20 protein-coding genes are annotated in these 20,390 nt (G+C 45.4%); 1 reads left to right on the top strand and 19 read right to left on the bottom strand.

The window, feature by feature from the left end:
* Positions 1 to 200 precede the first annotated feature (200 nt).
* The 11 genes from recO to mtaB form a co-directional block, all read right to left on the bottom strand.
* The gene (gene recO, locus ACR6HW_RS01065) at positions 201 to 935 is read right to left on the bottom strand and encodes a DNA repair protein RecO (protein WP_455729321.1); all 735 of its coding nucleotides are present in this window, start codon (positions 933 to 935) and stop codon (positions 201 to 203) included.
* Complete coding sequence (gene era / locus ACR6HW_RS01060) at positions 936 to 1,826, bottom strand: GTPase Era (protein ID WP_455729320.1); 891 nt, start codon at positions 1,824 to 1,826, stop codon at positions 936 to 938.
* A 9-nt stretch (positions 1,827 to 1,835) separates the two neighbouring features.
* Positions 1,836 to 2,225, bottom strand: coding sequence for a cytidine deaminase (locus ACR6HW_RS01055; protein ID WP_455729319.1), 390 nt, complete (start codon positions 2,223 to 2,225; stop codon positions 1,836 to 1,838).
* 10 nt (positions 2,226 to 2,235) lie between these two features.
* Complete coding sequence (locus ACR6HW_RS01050) at positions 2,236 to 3,339, bottom strand: DUF3048 domain-containing protein (protein WP_455729318.1); 1,104 nt, start codon at positions 3,337 to 3,339, stop codon at positions 2,236 to 2,238.
* Positions 3,340 to 3,363: 24 nt separating this feature from the next.
* Positions 3,364 to 3,828, bottom strand: coding sequence for an rRNA maturation RNase YbeY (gene ybeY / locus ACR6HW_RS01045; protein ID WP_455729317.1), 465 nt, complete (start codon positions 3,826 to 3,828; stop codon positions 3,364 to 3,366).
* Positions 3,825 to 5,942 (bottom strand): HD family phosphohydrolase, encoded by a 2,118-nt coding sequence (locus ACR6HW_RS01040; protein WP_455729316.1) that lies wholly within the window; start codon positions 5,940 to 5,942, stop codon positions 3,825 to 3,827. Before ACR6HW_RS01040 ends, ybeY begins: the two co-directional genes overlap by 4 nt.
* Positions 5,914 to 6,915 carry a PhoH family protein gene (locus tag ACR6HW_RS01035; protein WP_455729315.1) on the bottom strand — a complete coding sequence of 334 codons (1,002 nt, stop codon included), beginning with the start codon at positions 6,913 to 6,915 and terminating at the stop codon, positions 5,914 to 5,916. Before ACR6HW_RS01035 ends, ACR6HW_RS01040 begins: the two co-directional genes overlap by 29 nt.
* A gap of 108 nt (positions 6,916 to 7,023) precedes the next feature.
* Positions 7,024 to 7,449 carry a GatB/YqeY domain-containing protein gene (locus tag ACR6HW_RS01030; protein ID WP_455729314.1) on the bottom strand — a complete coding sequence of 142 codons (426 nt, stop codon included), beginning with the start codon at positions 7,447 to 7,449 and terminating at the stop codon, positions 7,024 to 7,026.
* 36 nt (positions 7,450 to 7,485) lie between these two features.
* The gene (rpsU, locus tag ACR6HW_RS01025) at positions 7,486 to 7,668 is read right to left on the bottom strand and encodes a 30S ribosomal protein S21 (RefSeq protein WP_455729313.1); all 183 of its coding nucleotides are present in this window, start codon (positions 7,666 to 7,668) and stop codon (positions 7,486 to 7,488) included.
* A 134-nt stretch (positions 7,669 to 7,802) separates the two neighbouring features.
* The gene (locus tag ACR6HW_RS01020) at positions 7,803 to 8,144 is read right to left on the bottom strand and encodes a histidine triad nucleotide-binding protein (RefSeq protein ID WP_455729312.1); all 342 of its coding nucleotides are present in this window, start codon (positions 8,142 to 8,144) and stop codon (positions 7,803 to 7,805) included.
* A 67-nt stretch (positions 8,145 to 8,211) separates the two neighbouring features.
* Entirely contained in the window at positions 8,212 to 9,576 is a 1,365-nt protein-coding gene (gene mtaB, locus ACR6HW_RS01015; RefSeq protein ID WP_455729311.1) for a tRNA (N(6)-L-threonylcarbamoyladenosine(37)-C(2))-methylthiotransferase MtaB, read from the bottom strand.
* Between the two features lie 597 nt (positions 9,577 to 10,173).
* Here mtaB and ACR6HW_RS01010 point away from each other — a divergent pair.
* Positions 10,174 to 10,386, top strand: a complete 213-nt coding sequence (locus ACR6HW_RS01010) for a hypothetical protein (RefSeq protein ID WP_455729310.1) — start codon at positions 10,174 to 10,176, stop codon at positions 10,384 to 10,386.
* A 227-nt stretch (positions 10,387 to 10,613) separates the two neighbouring features.
* Here the strand turns inward: ACR6HW_RS01010 and ACR6HW_RS01005 are convergent, their stop codons facing one another.
* The 8 genes from ACR6HW_RS01005 to lepA all read right to left on the bottom strand — a co-directional run bounded on the left by ACR6HW_RS01005 (position 10,614) and on the right by lepA (position 20,273).
* Complete coding sequence (locus ACR6HW_RS01005) at positions 10,614 to 11,348, bottom strand: RsmE family RNA methyltransferase (protein ID WP_455729309.1); 735 nt, start codon at positions 11,346 to 11,348, stop codon at positions 10,614 to 10,616.
* Positions 11,349 to 11,356: 8 nt separating this feature from the next.
* A complete protein-coding gene (gene prmA / locus ACR6HW_RS01000) occupies positions 11,357 to 12,301 on the bottom strand; it encodes a 50S ribosomal protein L11 methyltransferase (protein WP_455729308.1) in 945 nt (314 codons plus the stop codon).
* 87 nt (positions 12,302 to 12,388) lie between these two features.
* Positions 12,389 to 13,567 (bottom strand): molecular chaperone DnaJ, encoded by a 1,179-nt coding sequence (gene dnaJ, locus ACR6HW_RS00995; RefSeq protein ID WP_455729307.1) that lies wholly within the window; start codon positions 13,565 to 13,567, stop codon positions 12,389 to 12,391.
* Positions 13,568 to 13,635: 68 nt separating this feature from the next.
* Entirely contained in the window at positions 13,636 to 15,462 is a 1,827-nt protein-coding gene (dnaK, locus tag ACR6HW_RS00990) for a molecular chaperone DnaK (RefSeq protein ID WP_455729306.1), read from the bottom strand.
* A gap of 45 nt (positions 15,463 to 15,507) precedes the next feature.
* Complete coding sequence (gene grpE, locus ACR6HW_RS00985; protein ID WP_455729305.1) at positions 15,508 to 16,071, bottom strand: nucleotide exchange factor GrpE; 564 nt, start codon at positions 16,069 to 16,071, stop codon at positions 15,508 to 15,510.
* Positions 16,072 to 16,092: 21 nt separating this feature from the next.
* Positions 16,093 to 17,118, bottom strand: a complete 1,026-nt coding sequence (gene hrcA, locus ACR6HW_RS00980; protein ID WP_455729304.1) for a heat-inducible transcriptional repressor HrcA — start codon at positions 17,116 to 17,118, stop codon at positions 16,093 to 16,095.
* Between the two features lie 121 nt (positions 17,119 to 17,239).
* Positions 17,240 to 18,379: a radical SAM family heme chaperone HemW gene (hemW, locus tag ACR6HW_RS00975; protein WP_455729303.1), complete on the bottom strand. Its 1,140-nt coding sequence runs from the start codon at positions 18,377 to 18,379 to the stop codon at positions 17,240 to 17,242.
* Between the two features lie 82 nt (positions 18,380 to 18,461).
* Positions 18,462 to 20,273 (bottom strand): translation elongation factor 4, encoded by a 1,812-nt coding sequence (lepA, locus tag ACR6HW_RS00970; RefSeq protein ID WP_455729302.1) that lies wholly within the window; start codon positions 20,271 to 20,273, stop codon positions 18,462 to 18,464.
* Positions 20,274 to 20,390: the final 117 nt, after the last annotated feature.

The raw sequence follows: 20,390 nt of genomic DNA, 5'->3' as shown, positions 1-20,390 counted from the left end.
AGTCTTCATAAAATATTCATACCCATTAAGTTACGAAAACTGACAGTTTCATGTAGATAAAACGCCCCTTTATTTTAAATAAACAGTTGTTTTATTTGAGGTTCAAGGGCGACGTGCGTGAGGCGATTGGAAAAAAGAGAACCCGGTGGTCTATTTCTGTTAAAATACCCGTAGAGCACCACTGGCTTTACGGGTAACTGTTACAACAAAGTGTCGATAAACGTCTTGGAATGAATCGCATGAATTTGAAAATGATGCATCACGAAATGTTCGTAGAGTTGAATCAACGGCGGCATATAACCGGGATGAATCTTAGTTTTTAAGAGCACCTCGACAGGCTGTGTCTGTATAAAAGCAATAAGGCTTAGCCAGTTTTTCTTAACGCGGGTCGCCGAGGCTTTGTGAGCGTGCTCAGAACAAAACAGTTGGCCTTGTACGAGGTCAAAATAGAGCACCTCTTCCTCTGTGCCGCAAACAGTGCACGCCGGCGAAAGGTTGGGGGCATGGCCGGACAATGCCGCCACCTTCACGAGATACATAAGGCGAATCAGCGGTAACTGTGCCACTGAAACGCTGTCCAGCGCCGCCACAAGGGCCGTTATCAGCTGATAATGCCCCTTGTCCACGACGTGTTCAAAAGTGGTAAGCCTACACAGTTCGAGCAAATAGTTGCCGTAACTGAGTTTGTCTAAATCGTCCATTAGCTTAAAGTGGCTGTCGCTCACATCACTGGAAACGAGGCGCGGCGTCTTGTTCTTCGTATTGATAACGAACTCCCCTGTTAAAAAAGGCCGCATTGGCGGCGTCTGGCCTTTTTTTTGATAAGTTGTTACCACGGACATCTTACCTCCCGATTCCGTAAAAAGCGTGAGGAACACGTCGTTGTTGTAGCTCCTGTTCGCCTTTAAAACAATGGCGTCGGTTTTGAAAAACATCTACTCTTTGTACCCAAACTGCTTCAATTGGTTGGCGTTGTCTCGCCACCCCTCGCGCACCTTTACCCAAAGCTGTAAATTGACTTTCTCACCTAAAAAGCGCTCAATGTCTTGACGCGCACTTTTTCCGATGCCCTTGAGCTTGCGACCTTCTTTGCCAATGATAATGCCCTTGTGGGTCTTTTTCTCACAAATGATTTCAGCTTCGATGTCGTACAGGCCCTGATTGGGGCGTTTTTTCATTTTTTGAACTTCCACTGCCACGCCGTGGGGAATCTCTTGCTCAATGTACGTTAAAATCTTCTCGCGAATCATTTCGCCGACGATAACGCGCTCCGTCTGATCGGTCAAGTGGTCGTCAGGGAAAAACTTAGGCCCTTCGGGAAGTCTGCGTTTAATCGTTTTAATTAAGTCCGCCACCCCTTTTCCCTGAATTGCGGAAAGACCGACGATCTCTTCAATAAAATCAAATGCTTCATACGTGTCGTATACCGCTTTAAAAGCCTCAGGCGAGAGCAAATCGACTTTGTTTATAACCAAGATCACCTTGACGCCTGCTTCCTTAATAAAATCTAAAATATACTGGTCGCCGGGGCCGATTTTTTCCGAATGGTCCATCATCACCACAACGACATCCACATCTTTTACAGCGCTTTTAGCACTGTTCACCATGTAATCGCCCAGTTTGTTTTTGGGTCGATGCATTCCAGGCGTATCCACAAAGACAATTTGAGACGTCTCATCGTTGTACATTGCAGTTATCTTGTGACGCGTTGTCTGCGGCTTCGACGACATAATAGCGATTTTTTCACCTACTATTTGGTTGAGTAACGTTGACTTCCCCACATTTGGGCGACCGATAATGGTCACAAATCCCGATCTAAATTCCATGATGCCTCCTTATTTGATGTCGATGCCCGTAAACGAATGCGGCAATAAATCGTCAATTTTGTATACTTCATAAGCGTCGTCTCTCGCGACGACGATGTCGATGTCTTTTCCAAACTCGACAATTACTTGACGGCAAATGCCACAGGGAAAAGTATAGTCTTTGCTCGAAGAAACCACCGCAATGGCTTTAAAGTCTTTTTCTCCTTCGGAGATGGCTTTGTATAACGCCGTTCTTTCAGCACAGTTTGTCGCACCGTAAGATGCGATTTCGATGTTGCATCCGGTGTACACTTTGCCTGTTGCCGTGAGCAGTGCCGCGCCGACATTAAAGTTGGAATAAGGCGTATACGCAAACGTCATTGCGTCATACGCTTTTTGTACAAGTTCTTTATAGGTCATCTTTTTCACCTCATTTAATTTCTTCTTGTGTGCCCACAGGCATAATTTGATACCATGTTTTACCTGGGTTGAGTTTTAACGGTGTGCCGTCCAACTGATAGAACTGTGTTTTGCTACGCGCGTCTTTTTTTGCCCACGTAACGTCGATAGCTGAACCGCCGGTATAATAGCGGCCACTCCCGCTGCTTATAAGCGTCATAGAAAGTCGGCCTTCGTTGTCAATTACTTTGGTGTCTGTGTACTGCACCAAAATGTTGGTACAGGTCAGCTGTTTTTGGTCGTTTTCATCGACATGTGCCTCTCCATTAGTATACCTTTTATAAAGGCGTGTCTCTTTGTCATATTTATACGAAGTGGCATACCCCACGGGGTCTCCCTGAGTCGGTTTTTTGTATCTAAACACAATCTCTTCTGCGGTTATACCGTCTATAGGCGTAAAGGCGCTGTTAAACGCCAGATAGGTAAAGTCCCCTTTCGTATCATACTGTCTGCTTTTAGCGGCTGTTAACAGGTCTGTTGCGTCGCTGTACATGTTGTGCGGCATTTTTTTATGAGATGCTCTATAGAAGGCGTTGCTCCAAAGGGCATCTATATCGGCCATTCCATAAGTCTTCACATCTGACAGCGCCGCCATAGAGCCCCCTACGTGTACGTAATAGGGGTCGTACTCAAGTGCTTTTAAGACAAAATAGGGTCTTGTACTGCGTATCGGTCCGACGCGAGTCGGGTACGTGCTGTAAAATACCGCCATATACCGTGTGATTTGACCCTCTGCCAAAATCTCGTAGACGATGTCCGCTTTACCGAGGTCCGCCTGGGGTCTAGCTGAATAGAAATTATCCAGTTGCACCACTAGGGGACGCCTCTCTAAAACTTCTCCAGAGACGCCTAAACCGGTTAATGGGTTTAGGGCCTCACCAGTGACGATATCAGCCGGCGTAAACCCTTCAAAAGCCGCGCGGTAATTTTTATGCCACTCGTTCAATAGTTGTTGGACTGTTGCCGTTTCCAGCGTGTACACTTTTTGGACGCGGGTCGACGCCGCGTCTTGCCGCGCACACCCGTTGACGAAAGCGAGAGCCGACAAACACAGTGCCGCGCATAATCTCCGCATTTTCATAAAGCCTCCTTGAGGGGCCTATTGCTTAAATACCCCAAGTTGTTTGAGAGTTGACTTTTCTTTTTCACGCATAATCACTTTGTCTGACGGCTCAATATGGTCGTAGCCGAGGAGATGATAGACGCTGTGTACGGTTAAATACGTCATTTCCCGTTCAAACGAGTGGTCATACCTCTCAGCTTGTTCCGTCGCTTGTTCAACCGATATGACAATGTCTCCAATATAGAGGTATGGGTCTTCAGGTCTTTCATCCACCAGACAATCGTATTGAGGAAAAGAAAGCACATCTGTCGGTACGTCTTTGCCGCGGTATTCGGCATTGAGTTCACGAATGTGTGCGTTGTCCGTCAGTGTTAGGCTGAGCTCGCACTCAGCGGCAATCGCTTCGTTTTCCAATACAGTTTCTACAGCTCTTTTAAGTTGCTCAACGAGTTCTGTGGGCAAAACAATGCCCTGTTCGTTAAGAATATCGAGTTCTATCATTGGTTCTCCTTTGCTTCGTCAAAAGACGCTTTGGAAATGTTCTTCAGGTCGATTTCAGGATAGACGATGCGCTCGTGAAAAATTCCGTTGAGCACATGAATAAACGCACTTTTCACAACCTCTATTTCTTTAAGTGAAATCACTGCTTCTGTAAACTGCTTTTCTTCAATTTTCTGAGCGACAATCTTGTCGATTAAATCACTCAGTTTTTCACGAGTCGGATTCTCCAGCGTCCTAACCGCGGCTTCAGTGGAGTCCGCCAGCATGAGAATTACCGCCTCCTTGGATTTGGGTTTCGGCCCCGGATAGACAAACTTCGAAATGTCCACATCGGGGTTGTTCTTTTGCTCTTCGTAATAAAAGTACTTAATTAACGATGTGCCGTGATGCGCCTTAATAACATCGACAATCTCCTTGGGGAGCTTGTTCTTTTCACACAGCATGACGCCGTGAGTCATGTGTTCCCGTATGATATTGGCACTTACTTGCGGTGGCAACTTGTCGTGAGGGTTGTCACCTGAAATTTGATTTTCTTTAAAATAAAATGGTCGATCCAGTTTTCCAACATCGTGATAAAAAGCGGCCACACGTGTGAGCAAGCTGTTGGCGTGTATATCATGTGCCGCTGTCTCCGCCAAGTTCCCCACCAAAATGCTGTGATGATAAGTCCCCGGCGCTTCTATGAGCAGGCGCTTCAAAAGCGGTTTATTGGGATTGGACAGTTCGAGCAGTTTAAACGGTGTCAACACGCCGAAAAACACTTCGTAAAACGGCATGATCCCTATGGTGAGCACGGCGCTGATAACCCCGTTGGACAGCGCGTAAAGCAACTGTTGCCCTTCGATGCTAAAACTGCCTTCGAGCACAAAGGTATGCATCAGTGAAAACAAGGCCAAAACTAAGGCGCTCATAAGGCCACAGGCCATGATTTGCGTCCTCTGTTTGATGTTGCGCATTAAAATAGCCCCAAAAAACAAGGTGACCAAATAGGCCAACGTCAAGGAGACATCGAGCCCGTTCCACGCCTGTATTAAAATTAGAAGCATGGTGCCGGAGCCAAATGCGACAACTGGTGAGAGCATAATGCTCACAAGCATAATAAAGGTCGTCACCGGCATGGCGTATGGCGATAAATTATAAAAAAATCCCGATGTTAAAAAAGCGAAGATAAACAAACTCATCAAGATGCCGTAGCGTTTTGTTTGCCTTAGTGTCGACGGATCGAATCCCCAAAGGAAAAAGTGCAATACCAACCAAAGGCCGAGCAGATAAGCCAGCAAAATAAAGTTTGTCGACCAATAGGTTTTAGAGGACTCGATAAGCATGCCGCTCTCCTTCAAAAGAGCGTATGTTTTGTCTGTAATCGCCTGTCCTTCGCTGACGATTAGCGTACCCGCCTTGAGTTTTACGGGCTCTACTTTTTCAAGCGCTTCGTCGACCTTAGCCGCCGTCTTCTCTTCATCAATGAGCAGGTTTTCAGTTAAAGCCCCTTTGATAAATTTGAGGACAAACAACTTGTCGTTTTCAGGCAGTTCTTGCAACTGCATGTACTGCTCAATGTCTTGGTAACTCTCTTCAATCTGGGCTCTAGTAATCCCCGAAATCATCTTTTGAGACGTAATGTCAACGGCGTAGTTCTCGATGGTTTTCAATCGCTCTGTACTGTAACCGGCCAACTCCATCAGCTCGGATTCAGTAAACTTGTAGCTGTTTTTGCGCTCGATGCCCGCGTAAATGCGCTTCATTACGTCGACTTCGTCTTTGTAGGTCACTTTGACTTCACGAAGTCTACCAAAAAAGTCGGTAAGCTCCTTTTTTGAGTTGACGAGTTTGGAAAAATCCACGTACATCACAGGCGTTACTTCTGCCCGACGCTTTTCATAAAGCTGATTAGTGGCTTCTTCGTCTACAATGTCCTCTTCCAAGTAAATGTTTTCATTGGCTACATGACCGGATTCGTATCGGTACCGCCCTGAAAAAATCGATCCGATTAAAACCACAAAAATAATAGAAAAAGCGACCAGCGATACTGTCGCGTTTACTAAAAGCGGCGAGTGCTTAAACACCTGCCATGTTTTCTTGACCCTAGAGGTCTTGGGCTTCTTTTTTTTCATTTTGAGACACTCCCTTATCCTTTTTCTCGTAAAGGTCGTACCGTTCAATAATCTTTCTCACCAATTCGTGTCTGACGACGTCTCGCCCGGAAAAGCGTACAACACCGATTTCTTCTACATCGTTTAATACATCCAGTGCGTGAATAAGCCCTGATTTTCTGCCTTTCGGCAAGTCGATTTGCGTAATATCGCCGTTTATAACGACTTTCGAACCGAAGCCAAAGCGCGTCAAGAACATTTTCATCTGTTCTTTCGTCGTATTTTGAGCTTCGTCGAGAATGATAAACGCATTGTCCAGCGTACGGCCCCGCATATACGCCAACGGCGCAATTTCAATAAGGCCTTTTTCCTTAAATGTGTTGAATGTCTCCATTCCCAAAATATCGTACAGCGCGTCGTACAACGGTCTGAGGTACGGATCGACTTTCATTTGAAGATCTCCCGGTAAAAACCCCAAACTCTCCCCAGCTTCAACTGCAGGGCGCGTAATGACAATTCGACTAACGCTGTGATTTTTAAAAGCTTTAATGGCCATGGCGACAGCGAGAAAAGTTTTCCCCGTCCCCGCTGGCCCAATGCCGAAAACCACATCTTTTTTGTCAATGGTTTTAATGTACTGATTCTGACCTAGGGTCTTGGGTTTGATGTACTTTCCCCGCGCCGTAACACAGATGTACGATTGTCCCAAGGATTTTAGTTGCGCGCCTTCCCCTTCGTGAAACGTCTGAATCGTGTAAGTGACCTTCTGTTTATCCAGCGTCTCGCCGTTTTCAATCGCCTGCATTAGAGATTCGAGAACTTCTTTTGCCACTGAGGCGTTTTCCCCAGTGATATTTATTTCATCATTGCGCGATGTAATGCGCACTTGGAGTGCTTTTTCTACAATACGCGTGTTTTCGTCAAGCGGACCGAACAAAATCGGCAAGGCCGTAAAGTCGCCTAGTGCTATTTTACAACTTTCGTTTTTTGACATATGACCTCCAATGTTTTGATATTTTTATTTTAGCATAATTTGTGTTTCATATCAAAAAATAAACGGTATGTCCAGTTGGACATACCGTTATTTTCATAGGATGCTCACCTATTGATTTAGTGCAGCTTTGACGATGTCAGAAACGGTTTTGCCGTCTGCACGTCCTTTGGTCGCTTGCGTTACGATTCCCATAACTTTTCCCATGTCTTTCATGGAACTTGCACCGGTATCGGCAACGGCCTTATCGACAATTGCTTTGACTTCTTCTTCAGTCATTTGTTCCGGCAAGTATGTTTTTAGGATTCGTATTTCCTCTTGAGCTTCTTCAACCAAATCAGGTCTCCCGCCATTTTGGAATTCCTCTATGGCGTTATTTTTCTGTTTGATTTGCTTTGCGATGATGTCGACAATAGCATCGTCCTCAAGGTCACAGCGCTGATCTACTTCAATTTGCTTGATGGCAGAACGAAGCATCGTGACAACGGACTTGCGTACTTTGTCTTTCTCTTTCATGGCAATTTTCAAATCATCCATTAAACGAGCTTTAAGTGACACCGTATCACCCTTTCACTAATATTGCTTCTTCTTTTTCTTTCTAGCGGCTTCAGACTTTTTCTTACGCTTAACACTAGGCTTCTCGTAATGTCTTCTTTTTTTAATCTCCGCCATTACACCAGCTTTAGAAGTTTCTCTCTTGAATCTTTTTAAAGCACTATCGATGCTTTCGTTTTCTCCTACTTTGATGCCAGACATTCACATTCCCTCCCTCCGTTAATAGATTCTTTAAAAGTACAGAGGAATGTACCTAGAACATACTCAATTATTATACATGAATTGGCACAATAAATCAATACCTCTGTTGTGAAATAAATAATTTTTTTAATCCATTAACCCGGAGGCCATTGGAGCGACCTTCCGCCTAACAAGTGGTAATGCAAATGTCCCACAGTCTGACCACCGTCTTCTCCGACGTTGGTCACCAACCTATAGCCGGACGCATCGACACCCAAACACTCGGCGACTTCTCGCACAGCAAGCTGCATGCGTCCAAGCAATGCAAGATCCGATGCATCGGCTTCGTTTAAAGAACCAATGTGTTTTTTTGGTATCAACAAGACGTGATGCGGTGCCTTTGGATCAATGTCTTCAAACGCCAGCAAAATATCATTTTCATAAACGATTTTTGACGGTATTTCACCATTGACGATTTTACAAAATAAACAATCCATTTCAACACCTCCTTTCATCTCTTATTGACATTCTTATTATAACAGATTTATTACGCGCTGACTACGACTATTTAACACGTTGACCGAATAGTGTGTCATCTTCAACGCGTTCAATTGCCACTGCGTATAGACCGCCTGAAACTTCCGAGGTCTTTGGCCAATAGAGCTTTAAATAGTTGCGGGTATGCCCCACCGCAAATGTGCCGTCGTCTTCTTCGTAAATGACCTCCAGCGTCTGGCCGATATGGGCGGTCATATAATCGATTTTCAGCTGTTGTCCTACAGCGCTCAGCCGTTCTACACGCGCCTTTTTTGTCGGTCCTTCGATTTGATTCGGCATCGTCGCCGCAGGCGTCCCCTCTCTGATGGAATACGGGAACACGTGAATTTCGCTAAACCCAATGCGTTTTACATAGGCCACAGTCTCTTCAAATTCCGCTTCAGTCTCCCCTGGAAAACCGACGATAATATCGGTGGTTATAGACGGCTCACCGTAGAACGCTCTCAGGCGTTCTACAGCTGCTTCATACGCCTCAGGGGTATACTTGCGATTCATACGTCTCAGCACCGCCTCTGAACCACTTTGAAGCGAAAGATGGAAGTGCTGACACAAGTGCTCGAGACGTGCGATACGCGCTACAAAGTCTTCCGTAATCAACCTCGGTTCAATTGAGCCTAGACGCACCCTGTGAACACCTGTGATGCCATCGACAGCCTCTAAGAGGTCAATTAACTGCACATTGCCAAAATCGAGACCGTAAGAACCGATGTGAATACCTGTGAGAACAAATTCTTTGTACCCCGACGCAACAAGTGTCTCAATTTCTGAGACAATGCTGTCCAGTTGACGGCTTCTTACACGGCCGCGAGCATAGGGAATAATACAGTAACTGCAATACTGATTACAGCCTTCTTGTATCTTAATAAACGCACGGGTCTTTTTAAGTTCTGTGCCAAGCGTCATGTCTTCAAACTCTTTTACCTGCATAATATCGTCCACATGAATTACCGGTGCCGCTTGGTCTTCACGGATATACGTCTCTATATAGCTCAGTATGCGGTTTCGCGCATTGGTACCCAAGATAATGTCGACCTCATCGAGTTGGGCCACTTCTTCAGTGGACACTTGAGCATAGCACCCCATCACCACAACGAGAGCATTTGGTGATATTTTCTTAGCGCGTCGAATCATCTGTCTCGATTTTTTATTGCCCACAGCCGTGACGGTACAGGTGTTGACGAGATAGAGATCGGCTCTCTCGTCAAATGCGACGGCTTCATACCCTTCTTTTGAAAACAGCGCCATAATGGCATCGGTCTCGTACTGGTTGGTTTTGCAGCCAAGAGTTAATGTAGATATGATTTTTTTACGCCCATATTTTTGGTAAAACTCTTCACTCGAAAGTGCTATGTCAACTTTTTCTTCTTCCATTTTACTTCTTCCTTTCGCGTTAAAATGAATTTTATTTTACCATACTAGACAGTCAATTGCCATCTTATAAATTCTTCTCCACAACCCTTCTTGTCATTACCAAAATCCCATAACACTTAAATCTATGAGGGGGGCATAACCATCAAATTTGCTGCCGTAAGCCTCGTAATACACAGACACGTAAAAGTCTGCCTTCACACTATTTACAATCACTACTCGCTGCTTTAACGTCGTATGCTCATCCTAGGGCTTTTGTTGCTGGCGTACGTTTCCCTGGTGTCTTTAGAGCCATGTCCATCGTTAAGGGAAATTTTTCTCCTTATTTCTGATACCCCTTCGTCTTCAACTTAGATTTGATCCCAATAAAATATTAAGATTTTTTAACTTGTGTAAGATATGATTCTTTGAATTCGTTCTATATATAGAGGCTGCACGGAATGTCTCAGCAACACTAAAAAGCGTTCGCTTGTTTTGTGAACTGTATTTGTACAGAAATGTGTACTTGGGATGAAGGCACCGTTTGATTTTACGGAGATAAACTAAATTCTATCGACTATCTTGGCGTTTACTAAATCTTAGAAAGAGAGGCGTTTATCAATGAATACAAGCTTTATGAAAATAGTCTCCTATGCACTCTTTGTCGTCCTCTTCTATAAGAGCTATAAGAGCCACGAAAAAGCGCTGAAAGCAGCGGAAAACGACGACAGCTCTAAACACCTTATCGCGTACATCCACAGTTGTGAACTACGCCTTGGAATCCTGTTATTCTTCATTGTTGCGACACTAATATCCATGTCGAGTAAACTTTAATTTTTATGGTCTTAGTTTAAACCGACCCCAATGAGTTAGACATAAGATCTAACATTTTGGAGGTCGGTTTTTTCATTGTAAAATACAGTTTTGAAAAGTAAGAAAGAAATTTTATCAAAATGCATGCAAAAATAGGATTTATAGCATAAACAGTCGTATAAACTAGCTGTTCAAATAACAGGCTCTTTAGCAAGCAAAAAGCGCTTCCCTTCGAAAGCGCTTTTTACTCAAGACATTGCACCGAGTTCGTATTGAATACACGTCACCGCTGCAAGCCCTGCCGTCTCCGTTCTGAGGATACGCTTGCCCAGTGTAACCACCGCTGTTTTCTCGCGTAACCGTTCAATTTCAGCCTCAGAAAAACCACCCTCCGGCCCGACGAGAACCGCAATATGTTGTCCTTCAAATGTCCGAAGCGCCTCTTTAAGGCCAAATCCCGAAGCGTTTTCATAAAGAACCAAAAACAAATCGTAGGTCTCAACCGCTTTCAAAACTGCCTCAAAAGGCAACAAGCCGTTGACCGACGAGACATAATCTCTCTTTGACTGCTTCGCCGCTTCTTGGGCGATGCGCTCATAACGCTCGAGTTTTTTGTCTACATCTTTGTTTTTCCAAGTGGCCACACACCGGTCCGATGCCACGAGGTAAAAATCGCGAACACCCAGTTCTACATTCTTCTGTACAATCCACTCGAGCTTAGGCCCTTTCGGCAGACATTGATAGAGGTCGATGGCAACGGCACTCTCGTGGTCGCTTTCCCGCTCGGACTGTATGTCCATGATCACCGTTTGCCCCTCTATCGATGCGATTTCGCAAGTAAAGACTTTCTCACCGACGCATTCCACCGCTTCGCCGACTTTGGCACGAAGCACCTTCACTAGATGCTTGTAACTCTCTTGATGTTCTATACAAATTTTCGGTCGCTCAACGCGATCATCTCCTGATAAAAAAAATCTATGCATGTGGCCTCCTAGAAGTTGGGACGTGAAACCACAACGGCCCACTCGCCCTTTTCTATAACTTCTAAAACCTCAAACCCCGATGCTTTCAACTTATTGGTTACCAGCTCAATTTTGTCTGTAATAATGCCGGAAGCCACAAACAAAGCGCCTTCTTTTAAAACCGTTTTGACATCGTCTACGAGGTTGACGATAATCTCTGCGATAATATTGGCGACGACAATGTCTGCCGGAGCATTGATTTTATCGATTAAATCCCCTTCTAGAATCGTCGTCTTTTCACTAAGGCCATTGTGGCTAACGTTTTCCCGCGCCGTTCTCACCGCCGTGGGATCGATATCGATACCCGTCACCGTACCGGCACCCAGCAGACCTGCTGCAATGCTGAGAATCCCACTGCCACACCCCACGTCTATAACGCTGTCGCCTTTGTTGAGAAAACGCTCTAACGTTTCAATGCACATCGACGTCGTTTCATGTGTACCGGAGCCAAAAGCGTTGCCCGGATCGATTTCGATAATAATATCGTCGGGTTCTGCTTCAAAATGCTCCCAAGACGGTTTAACCACCATGTGTCTTCCCAGCCTAAAAGGCTTAAAGTATTTCTTCCACTCGTTCTCCCAGTCCTCAGAGTGTACTTCTTTGTAGCTGACGGAGAACGTCCCTGGGTCCAGCCCATAGGTTTGAAATCGCCCGATTTCTTCTTTAAGAGCAGCTACCGTCGCCTCTATAGCCTCCGGTTCTCTATCCAAATAAGCGGTGACCATAACGCCTTCAAAATCGAGTTGCGTATTATCCGGCTCAAAATAATCCCATGTCCCCGACGCGCTGCCCTTTAAATCGGGGTCGTCCGGGTTGACAATTTGAACGCCGCCGGCACCGTGTCGCGTAAACAAATTGCTGACGGCTTCTATACACACCGCTGTTGTATTGACATTAACTTCATACCAACTCATCTTATTTCCTCTTCTCATTTAAGATCTTGTCCGCACTTTTTTGCCAACGGCAAAAAGCCTACGCAGAGGTAGGCTTAATGCAGTATTTTAACTGAGTGCATCTTTCATTTTGTCAAAAAAATTCTTATCGTCTTTCTTACTCTTCTTGCTTTTTTTCGGTTGCTCCACGATGTCGCTTTTCTTTTTTCCGGTAAGCTCCGCTTCAAAGGCTTCAAGCAGTTCTTTCTGCTTTTTATTTAGGTTCTTAGGAATGTCGACGAGCACTTTAACATACTGGTCGCCACGACCGTAGCCGTTTAATACCGGGATCCCCTTGCCGCGCAGCTTAAACTGCTTACCACTCGGCGTCCCTTCGGGAATGGTGAACTTTACTTTGCCGTCTAGTGTCGGCACCATTACCTCGGCGCCGAGTACAGCATCTGCATAAGACACCCAAAGGTCATAGTAGACATCGTTTTCTTCACGTCTAAACTCTTTGTGGGGCTTAATTCGGATAATGACAATTAAATCGCCTCTCGGCCCGCCATTTTGTCCGAGGTCGCCCTCGCCTCTCAACTGTAGGTTGGCACCGTGGAAAACACCTGCCGGAAGCTCGACTTCGCGTTTTTTACGCTTCTTGACGATGCCCTTGCCCTTACAGACAGAACACGCTTTTTCAAAAGTCTCCCCTTTGCCTTTACAGGTACTACAAACCTTTACGTTAATGGTTTCGCCGAAAAGAGAGCGCTGTGCATAACGCACTTCACCTTTGCCGTCACAGGTTGGACACGTATTGGTCTTTGTCCCCGGCTCGTTGCCTTTGCCGTGACAGTGGGTACACTCTTCCGTTCTCAAATATTCGATATCGACTTTCTTTCCGAAAGCCGCTTCTTCAAAGCTCAAAGCAACGTCTACATGGACGTCTTTCCCTTTTCTTGGCGCATTGCGTCGATTGCCTGAACCACCAAAGCCAAAGCCGCCGCCAAACATTTCATTAATGATGTCCTCGAAGCCGCCGAATCCTTGGAAACCACCGTAGCCACCGCCACCGCCGGCATTCTGATTGACGCCGGCATGGCCGAACTGGTCGTACAAACGTCTCTTTTCCGGATCGCTTAATATTTCGTATGCTTCGTTGATTTCTTTAAACTTGGCCTCTGCTTCAGGGTTATCTGGGTTTTTGTCAGGATGATATTTCATAGCGAGCTTGCGATACGCTCGCTTGAGTTCATTTTCATCAGCATTTTTTTCTACGCCAAGCAACTGATAATAGTCGCTTTTACTCACGCTAAAACCGCCTTTCTTTTTTGGTCTTGAAACTTACAAGGCACCGTTAAGGTGCCTTGTGACTTTTATTAGTCTACCACTTCGTAGTCTGCTTCGTCAACTGAATCATCGCCATCAGCTTGTGCCTCAGCGCCGCCTTGAGCTTGTTGCGCTTGTGCTTGAGCTTGTGCGTAAAGACGTTCTGCAAGGGGTTGGAACGTTTTTGTAAGGGCTTCAAAGTCCGCTTTGATTTTCTCCACATCGTCGGCCTTCATAGACTCGCGAAGGGTTTCAATCTTTGCAGCAACTTCTGATTTTTCAGCTTCTGTAGCTTGTTCCCCTAAATCGTCAAGTGATTTCTCAATTTCATAGATCATGTTATCGGCTTTGTTGCGTTCTTCAATGAGTTCTTTTTGCTTTTTATCTTCTTCTGCAAATTGCTCTGCTTCTTTTACTTTCTTTTCGACTTCGTCTTCTGAAAGGTTTGTTGTCGCCGTAATTGTAATGTGTTGTGACTTACCAGTACCGAGGTCTTTTGCACTGACGTTTACAATACCGTTGGCGTCGATGTCAAATGTAACTTCAACTTGTGGCACGCCTCTTCTAGCAGCAGGAATGCCGTCCAGTTGGAATCTACCGAGTGTCGTATTGTCAGCTGCCATTTGTCTCTCACCTTGTAAAACGTGGATGTCAACAGCTGTTTGGTTGTCAGCTGCGGTTGAGAAAATTTGGCTTTTCTTTGTTGGAATTGTTGTATTTCTTTCAATTAACTTCGTTGAAACGCCACCGAGCGTTTCAATCCCAAGTGATAACGGCGTAACGTCGAGAAGCAAGACATCTTTTACATCACCTGAGAGAACGCCACCTTGAATAGCTGCACCAAGAGCAACACATTCGTCAGGGTTGATGCCCTTATGTGGGTCTTTTCCGATGAATTTCTTAACCGCATCTTGAACCGCTGGAATTCTCGTAGAACCGCCGACGAGGATAACTTGCTCGATGTCACCTGCATTTAGGCCGGCATCTTTAAGCGCTTTTCTCGTAGGCTCCATAGACTGCTCCACAAGGTGTTTGGTCAATTGCTCAAACTTCGCTCTTGTCAAGTCGATGTTGAGGTGAAGTGGGCCTTCAGCTGTCGCAGTGATAAACGGCAAGTTGATGTTTGTAGACTGTGTAGAAGACAGTTCTTTTTTCGCTTTTTCAGCAGCTTCTTTAAGTCTTTGAAGAGCCATTTTATCTTGTCTCAAATCGACATTGTGTTCAGATTTAAAAGTTTCAGCAAGGAAATCCATAACCACGTTGTCGAAGTCGTCGCCACCGAGGTGGTTGTTGCCGTTTGTCGCCAATACTTCGAAGACGCCGTCGCCAATTTCTAAGACAGAAACGTCAAATGTACCGCCGCCGAGGTCGAATACCATGATTTTGTGCTGATTGTCTGTCTTGTCGAGGCCGTAAGAAAGAGAAGCTGCTGTCGGCTCATTGATAATTCTCTTAACTTCGAGTCCGGCGATTTTACCAGCGTCTTTTGTCGCTTGTCTTTGAGCATCCGTAAAGTAAGCTGGTACAGTAATAACTGCTTCTGTTACTTTTTCGCCCAAATAGCTTTCTGCATCCGCTTTTAATTTTTGAAGGATCATCGCTGAAATCTCTTGTGGTGAATACACTTTGCCGTCGATTTCCTCTTTATGATCTGTACCCATCTCTCTCTTAATTGAGATAATGGTTCTGTCTGGGTTTGTAATCGCCTGACGTTTTGCCGTTTCGCCGACAAGTCTCTCGCCTGCTTTTGTAAAAGCAACTACAGACGGTGTGGTTCTATTCCCTTCTGCGTTAGGGATAACGACGGCTTCGCCGCCCTCTAATACAGACACGCATGAATTTGTTGTACCTAAGTCAATACCGATAATTTTACTCATAATAATAAGCCTCCTTAATTACGCTTTTCTATTTTATTTTACTCGTTAACAAGATACTTTAACCATACTTGGTCGAATGACTTTGTCGTTCAACGTGTACCCTTCTTGAAGGACGTCGACGACGATTTCACTGTCGCAGCCCTCTACCGCTTCGGTCATCACGGCATGGTGTTTTTGCGGATCAAAAGCTTCGCCTTTGGCTTCAATTTTCTTAACGCCGTTTTTGCTCATAAACTCCTCTAGAGACTTTTGAATCATCCCTAAGCCCTCGACGAGTTTTTCATCAGCTGTCTCTACAGCCAGTGCTCGACCAAAGTTGTCGATAATCGGCAGCAAATCCTCCACAAGGCGTTCTGTGCCGTACTTGACGAGATCTGATTTTTCCTTCTCTACGCGACGCTTGTAATTTTGAAACTCTGCGTTAAGCCTCAAATACTTGTCGTTCATGGCTTCCAGTGCCGCTTCAGGGCTTTCTGTCGACTTTTCTTCCTCTTGAGGCGTCGTCTCTGTTTCGGCAGCATTTTCTTCCAAGATGTCTTGTTCTAACTTCTCATTCGTCTCCATCTCAACCTCTTTTTTTCTTCTTTTTTTATATTGTCGTTTGTTCATAATCTCACGCACCTTAATCACTTATAAACTAATACCTGAGAAAACATCTGATAACGTGTTGCTAATGTAGTTCACAATGGACACCACGTTGCCGTAGTCCATTCGCTTCGGTCCTATGACCATAATCTTACCGTCGCTCTTGCCGTCCACCCTGTAGGAAGAGCTGATGACACTACAGTCCTCCAACAAGTCGACGCCAATCTCCGAACCGATTTTAATGGTCAATTTATTTGAAGGGACGCCTTCGAGCATGTACTCGAGGTTTTCATGAGTCTTTAAGTACTCAAATACCCTTTTGCTCTTTTCCGGATCGCTGTGGGTCTGTTTGGAGAGGATGTTTGTAAGGCCGTCCACATAAAGTTCCGTTCCGTTGAGCGATTTGAGTGCGTCTCTCAATATCGGAATCAAATAATCGACGAAATTGCCGTAATGCTGCATCCGCTCTTTAATTTTAATCATCGCTCTCACATCAATTTTTTCAATGGTCTCTCCAACGAGAAACATGAGGAGCGTATCCGCTATTTTATCGAGAACGATTTGATCTGCATTGGATATGGCGAGTTGAATATTCTTAACGACGCCGGTATCCGTGACGATAATCAGTAAAACGCGCTGATCAGTCACCTTAATCATTTTCAAGTTCGCAAGTTTGCATTTGTTAAACTTAGGAATGCTCACCACTGCGACCATCTGCGTAAATTCAGATAAAATCTTGGCGACTTGATGGGCGATGTCGTTGGCTTCTATCACTCGGCTCAAGAGCAAAGACTGTATCGTTTCTTTTTCCTCAATGCCGATGGTATGCTCGTTGAGCATAGCGTCGACATAAAGTCGATAGCCCAAGTCCGACGGAATCCGTCCCGCTGAAGTATGTGGCTGCATCAGATAGCCAAGTTCTTCTAAATCGGCCATCTCATTTCGAATCGTCGCCGAGCTAATCCCCAGCGGGTACTTCTTCGAGATGGTTCTAGAACCCACCGGTTGTGCCGTGGTGATAAAATCGCTGATAATCGCCTCGAGTATTCTAAGTTGTCTTTCAGAAATCATAGCATCACCTCGTTGTTAGGCGGTTGTTAGCACTCGAAATTAATGAGTGCTAATTTCTATAAATAATATACCGCAACCCCAGGGCACTTGTCAATGGGGTTTTTGTTTATTTGCATTTCGTTTACAAAAAAGCCACAAACACTTGATTGGACAAGTCGCGACCAAGTGCCGTCAACTTGAGACGTTCTTCAGTAACGGATACAAGCCCCTGTTTCTCCAACCGCTCTACCGTTTTGCTATGCGCCGCCATAAAGTCCACCCCATACCGCTTGTTGTACGCTTGGAAGTCCAACCCTTCATTAAGGCGTAACGTCAGCATAATGGTCTCAAACAATTCTTCCTCTCGATCGATAAACTGATTCTCACAAATGGGTTTTTCCCCTTTTTCAATTTCACTAACATAAATTTCAGCATCTCTGAAATTGGCGTAGCGGCAATCGCTGAACTTCGCATGTGCCGATGCACCAAACCCCAAGTACGGCGCATTGTGCCAATAAGTCAAATTGTGCTCTGAAGCAAAACCCGACTTGGCAAAGTTTGAAATTTCGTATTGTGCATAGCCGTTTTTCCCCAGCACCTCTATCATTTGATGGTAAAGAGCACGTTCTGTTGCATCGTCCATCGCGGTGAAGGTGCCCGCTTTCTCCATATCAAAAAGCGGCGTGCCTTCTTCTACTTTCAAACTGTACGACGCAATGTGTTCCGGCTCTAAATCGATAACCGTCTCCAATGTTTTTTGAAATTGCAAAGCGGTTTGCCCCGGGAGACCGAACATTAAGTCCACATTGATGTTTTCAAACCCGGCAGCTCTCGCAGCGCTGTAAGCACGTTTAAAAGTCGCGTAATCGTGCACCCTGCCAATGGTTTTAAGCACATCGTCGTCAGTGGCCTGTAGGCCAATACTGAGGCGATTGATGCCCATTGCCTTGTACGCCGACAGCTTTAACGGCGTTAAGCTCTCCGGGTTGCCCTCTAACGTGATCTCCGCCGAGGGTTTAATCTCAGCATACCGCTTTAAACGGCTCAATAGGCGCTCTATAGCCGTCGCCTCTAAAACAGAAGGGGTGCCGCCGCCAAAGAACACCGATTTTATAACGACGTCTTGAAGAGTCATCTCATAGAGATCGATTTCTTTGAGGAGCGCTTCAATATAGGCCTCTTGAGAAACTTTAGAAGCGTTTACTGCGTTTGAGGCAAAATCGCAGTAAAGACATTTGGAAGCACAAAATGGGATATGGACGTAAACCGCTACTTCTTGCATAACTCTCTCCTTATTGTATAAGTTCTCATTGAGCTGTTCTATCATCTATAAAGAAAAGCCGACACTTCTGTCGGCTTTCATTTTAATTATCATCGAACTTGAGAACGGATAAAAATGCCTGCTGTGGTACTTCTACGGTACCGAGTTGTCGCATTTTCTTTTTACCCTCTTTTTGCTTCTCTAATAATTTTTTCTTACGGCTGATATCGCCGCCGTAGCATTTTGCAAGAACGTCTTTACGCATAGCGCTAATGGTCTCGCGTGCGATTACCTTATTGCCCACAGCCGCTTGAATCGGAATAACAAACATCTGTCTCGGGATGACTTCCTTTAAACGCTCACAGATAACGCGCCCTCTAGAAACCGCTTTCGTTTGATGAACGATCATCGAGAAGGCATCGACAACCTCTTTGTTTAAGAGGACGTCCATTTTAACGAGATCCGACACCCGGTACTCGAGGAACTCGTAGTCGAGTGACCCATAGCCCCGCGTCTTGGATTTTAAAGCGTCAAAAAAGTCGTAAATAACCTCATTCAACGGCAACTCATAGTGTAAGACGACCCGTTTCGGATCGAGATAATCCATGTGCACCATGTCTCCGCGCCTGTTCTGACACAGTTCCATAATGTTGCCGACATACTCGTTGGGTACAATGATATTTGCCTTAACAATCGGCTCTTCCATTTGCTTGACTTCTGTAAGCGGCGGCAAATTGCTCGGATTTTGAATCATAAGTACTTCACCGTCGTTTTTCGTAACTCTGTAAATAACACTTGGTGCTGTTGCGATGATGTCGAGATTGAATTCTCGGTCGAGACGTTGCTCGATGATTTCCAGGTGTAAAAGTCCTAAGAAGCCACATCGGAAACCAAAGCCCAAGGCTACAGACGTCTCGGGTTCAAATGACAAGGCGGCGTCGTTGAGTTGAAGCTTTTCAAGTGCATCGCGCACTTCGTCGTAGCTTTCACCTTCTGCAGGGTAAATCCCACAATACACCATTGGGGTCGCCTTTTTGTAGCCCGGTAACGGTTCATCTGTAGGTTTTTGCGCCTGTGTAATGGTATCCCCCACGCGACAGTCCTTTACATTCTTAATGCTCGCAGTGATGTAGCCGACATCGCCGGCTCTGAGCTCATCCACCGGCAGCGGTCCCGGTACGTTGACGCCGACTTCGACGACTTCAAACTTTTTCCCGGTGGCCATCATCAAGACTTTATCACCTTTTTTAACAGTGCCTTCGACGATTCGAACGAAAGCAACCGCACCTTTATAGCTGTCGTAGTAAGAATCGAAGATCAACGCCTTAAGCGGCGCCGTCTCGTCGGCATCAGGCGCGGGCACATCGGCGACAATTTTCTCCAAAACGTCTTCTATATTCAGGCCTTCTTTAGCTGAAACACGCGGTGCATCTTCAGCGATAACCCCTACGAGGTCTTCAATTTCAGTTATAACTTCCTCAGGTCGCGCACTTGGCAAGTCAATTTTGTTGAGCACCGGCACTATGGTCAGCCCTTGTTCGTCGGCAAGGTGCACATTGGCAAGCGTCTGCGCCTCTACCCCTTGCGTCGCATCGACGACGAGAATCGCCCCTTCACATGCCGCCAATGAGCGGGAGACTTCATAAGTAAAATCGACGTGACCTGGGGTGTCGATTAAGTTGAGTAAATATTCATGGCCGTCTTTGGCCTTGTAGACCAAACGCGTCGTCTGCAATTTAATCGTAATGCCGCGCTCGCGTTCAAGATCCATGCTGTCCAGTATCTGTTCTTTCATCTCTCTTTGCGTCAGCAAACCCGTCTTTTCAATTAAACGGTCTGCAAGTGTTGATTTACCATGATCGATATGTGCGATAATGGAAAAATTTCGAATGTACTTTTGCCTTTCACTCGACATATGTGTGCCTCCTTATATTACAAGCCAGAGAAGAACTCTGACACTCTTTCTCGAAACAGTTACCATCAATTATATCACAAGCACTAAGGGGACACAATTTTATTTTTCTGACTTACC

It is taken from the genome of Fusibacter sp. JL298sf-3, assembly GCF_053842995.1.
The sequence above is the reverse complement of the archived record's forward strand: the minus strand, read 5'-3'. Positions and strand labels throughout refer to the sequence as shown.

Excerpts from the sequence above, each read along its gene's own strand:
- recO (WP_455729321.1), bottom strand. The coding sequence starts at position 935 with ATGTTTTTCAAAACCGACGCCATTGTTTTAAAGGCGAACAGGAGCTAC.
- era (WP_455729320.1), bottom strand. The coding sequence starts at position 1,826 with ATGGAATTTAGATCGGGATTTGTGACCATTATCGGTCGCCCAAATGTG.
- ACR6HW_RS01055 (WP_455729319.1), bottom strand. The coding sequence starts at position 2,225 with ATGACCTATAAAGAACTTGTACAAAAAGCGTATGACGCAATGACGTTT.
- ACR6HW_RS01050 (WP_455729318.1), bottom strand. The coding sequence starts at position 3,339 with ATGCGGAGATTATGCGCGGCACTGTGTTTGTCGGCTCTCGCTTTCGTC.
- ybeY (WP_455729317.1), bottom strand. The coding sequence starts at position 3,828 with ATGATAGAACTCGATATTCTTAACGAACAGGGCATTGTTTTGCCCACA.
- ACR6HW_RS01040 (WP_455729316.1), bottom strand. The coding sequence starts at position 5,942 with ATGAAAAAAAAGAAGCCCAAGACCTCTAGGGTCAAGAAAACATGGCAG.
- ACR6HW_RS01035 (WP_455729315.1), bottom strand. The coding sequence starts at position 6,915 with ATGTCAAAAAACGAAAGTTGTAAAATAGCACTAGGCGACTTTACGGCC.
- ACR6HW_RS01030 (WP_455729314.1), bottom strand. The coding sequence starts at position 7,449 with ATGGATGATTTGAAAATTGCCATGAAAGAGAAAGACAAAGTACGCAAG.
- rpsU (WP_455729313.1), bottom strand. The coding sequence starts at position 7,668 with ATGTCTGGCATCAAAGTAGGAGAAAACGAAAGCATCGATAGTGCTTTA.
- ACR6HW_RS01020 (WP_455729312.1), bottom strand. The coding sequence starts at position 8,144 with ATGGATTGTTTATTTTGTAAAATCGTCAATGGTGAAATACCGTCAAAA.
- mtaB (WP_455729311.1), bottom strand. The coding sequence starts at position 9,576 with ATGGAAGAAGAAAAAGTTGACATAGCACTTTCGAGTGAAGAGTTTTAC.
- ACR6HW_RS01010 (WP_455729310.1), top strand. The coding sequence starts at position 10,174 with ATGAATACAAGCTTTATGAAAATAGTCTCCTATGCACTCTTTGTCGTC.
- ACR6HW_RS01005 (WP_455729309.1), bottom strand. The coding sequence starts at position 11,348 with ATGCATAGATTTTTTTTATCAGGAGATGATCGCGTTGAGCGACCGAAA.
- prmA (WP_455729308.1), bottom strand. The coding sequence starts at position 12,301 with ATGAGTTGGTATGAAGTTAATGTCAATACAACAGCGGTGTGTATAGAA.
- dnaK (WP_455729306.1), bottom strand. The coding sequence starts at position 15,462 with ATGAGTAAAATTATCGGTATTGACTTAGGTACAACAAATTCATGCGTG.
- grpE (WP_455729305.1), bottom strand. The coding sequence starts at position 16,071 with ATGAACAAACGACAATATAAAAAAAGAAGAAAAAAAGAGGTTGAGATG.
- hrcA (WP_455729304.1), bottom strand. The coding sequence starts at position 17,118 with ATGATTTCTGAAAGACAACTTAGAATACTCGAGGCGATTATCAGCGAT.
- hemW (WP_455729303.1), bottom strand. The coding sequence starts at position 18,379 with ATGCAAGAAGTAGCGGTTTACGTCCATATCCCATTTTGTGCTTCCAAA.
- lepA (WP_455729302.1), bottom strand. The coding sequence starts at position 20,273 with ATGTCGAGTGAAAGGCAAAAGTACATTCGAAATTTTTCCATTATCGCA.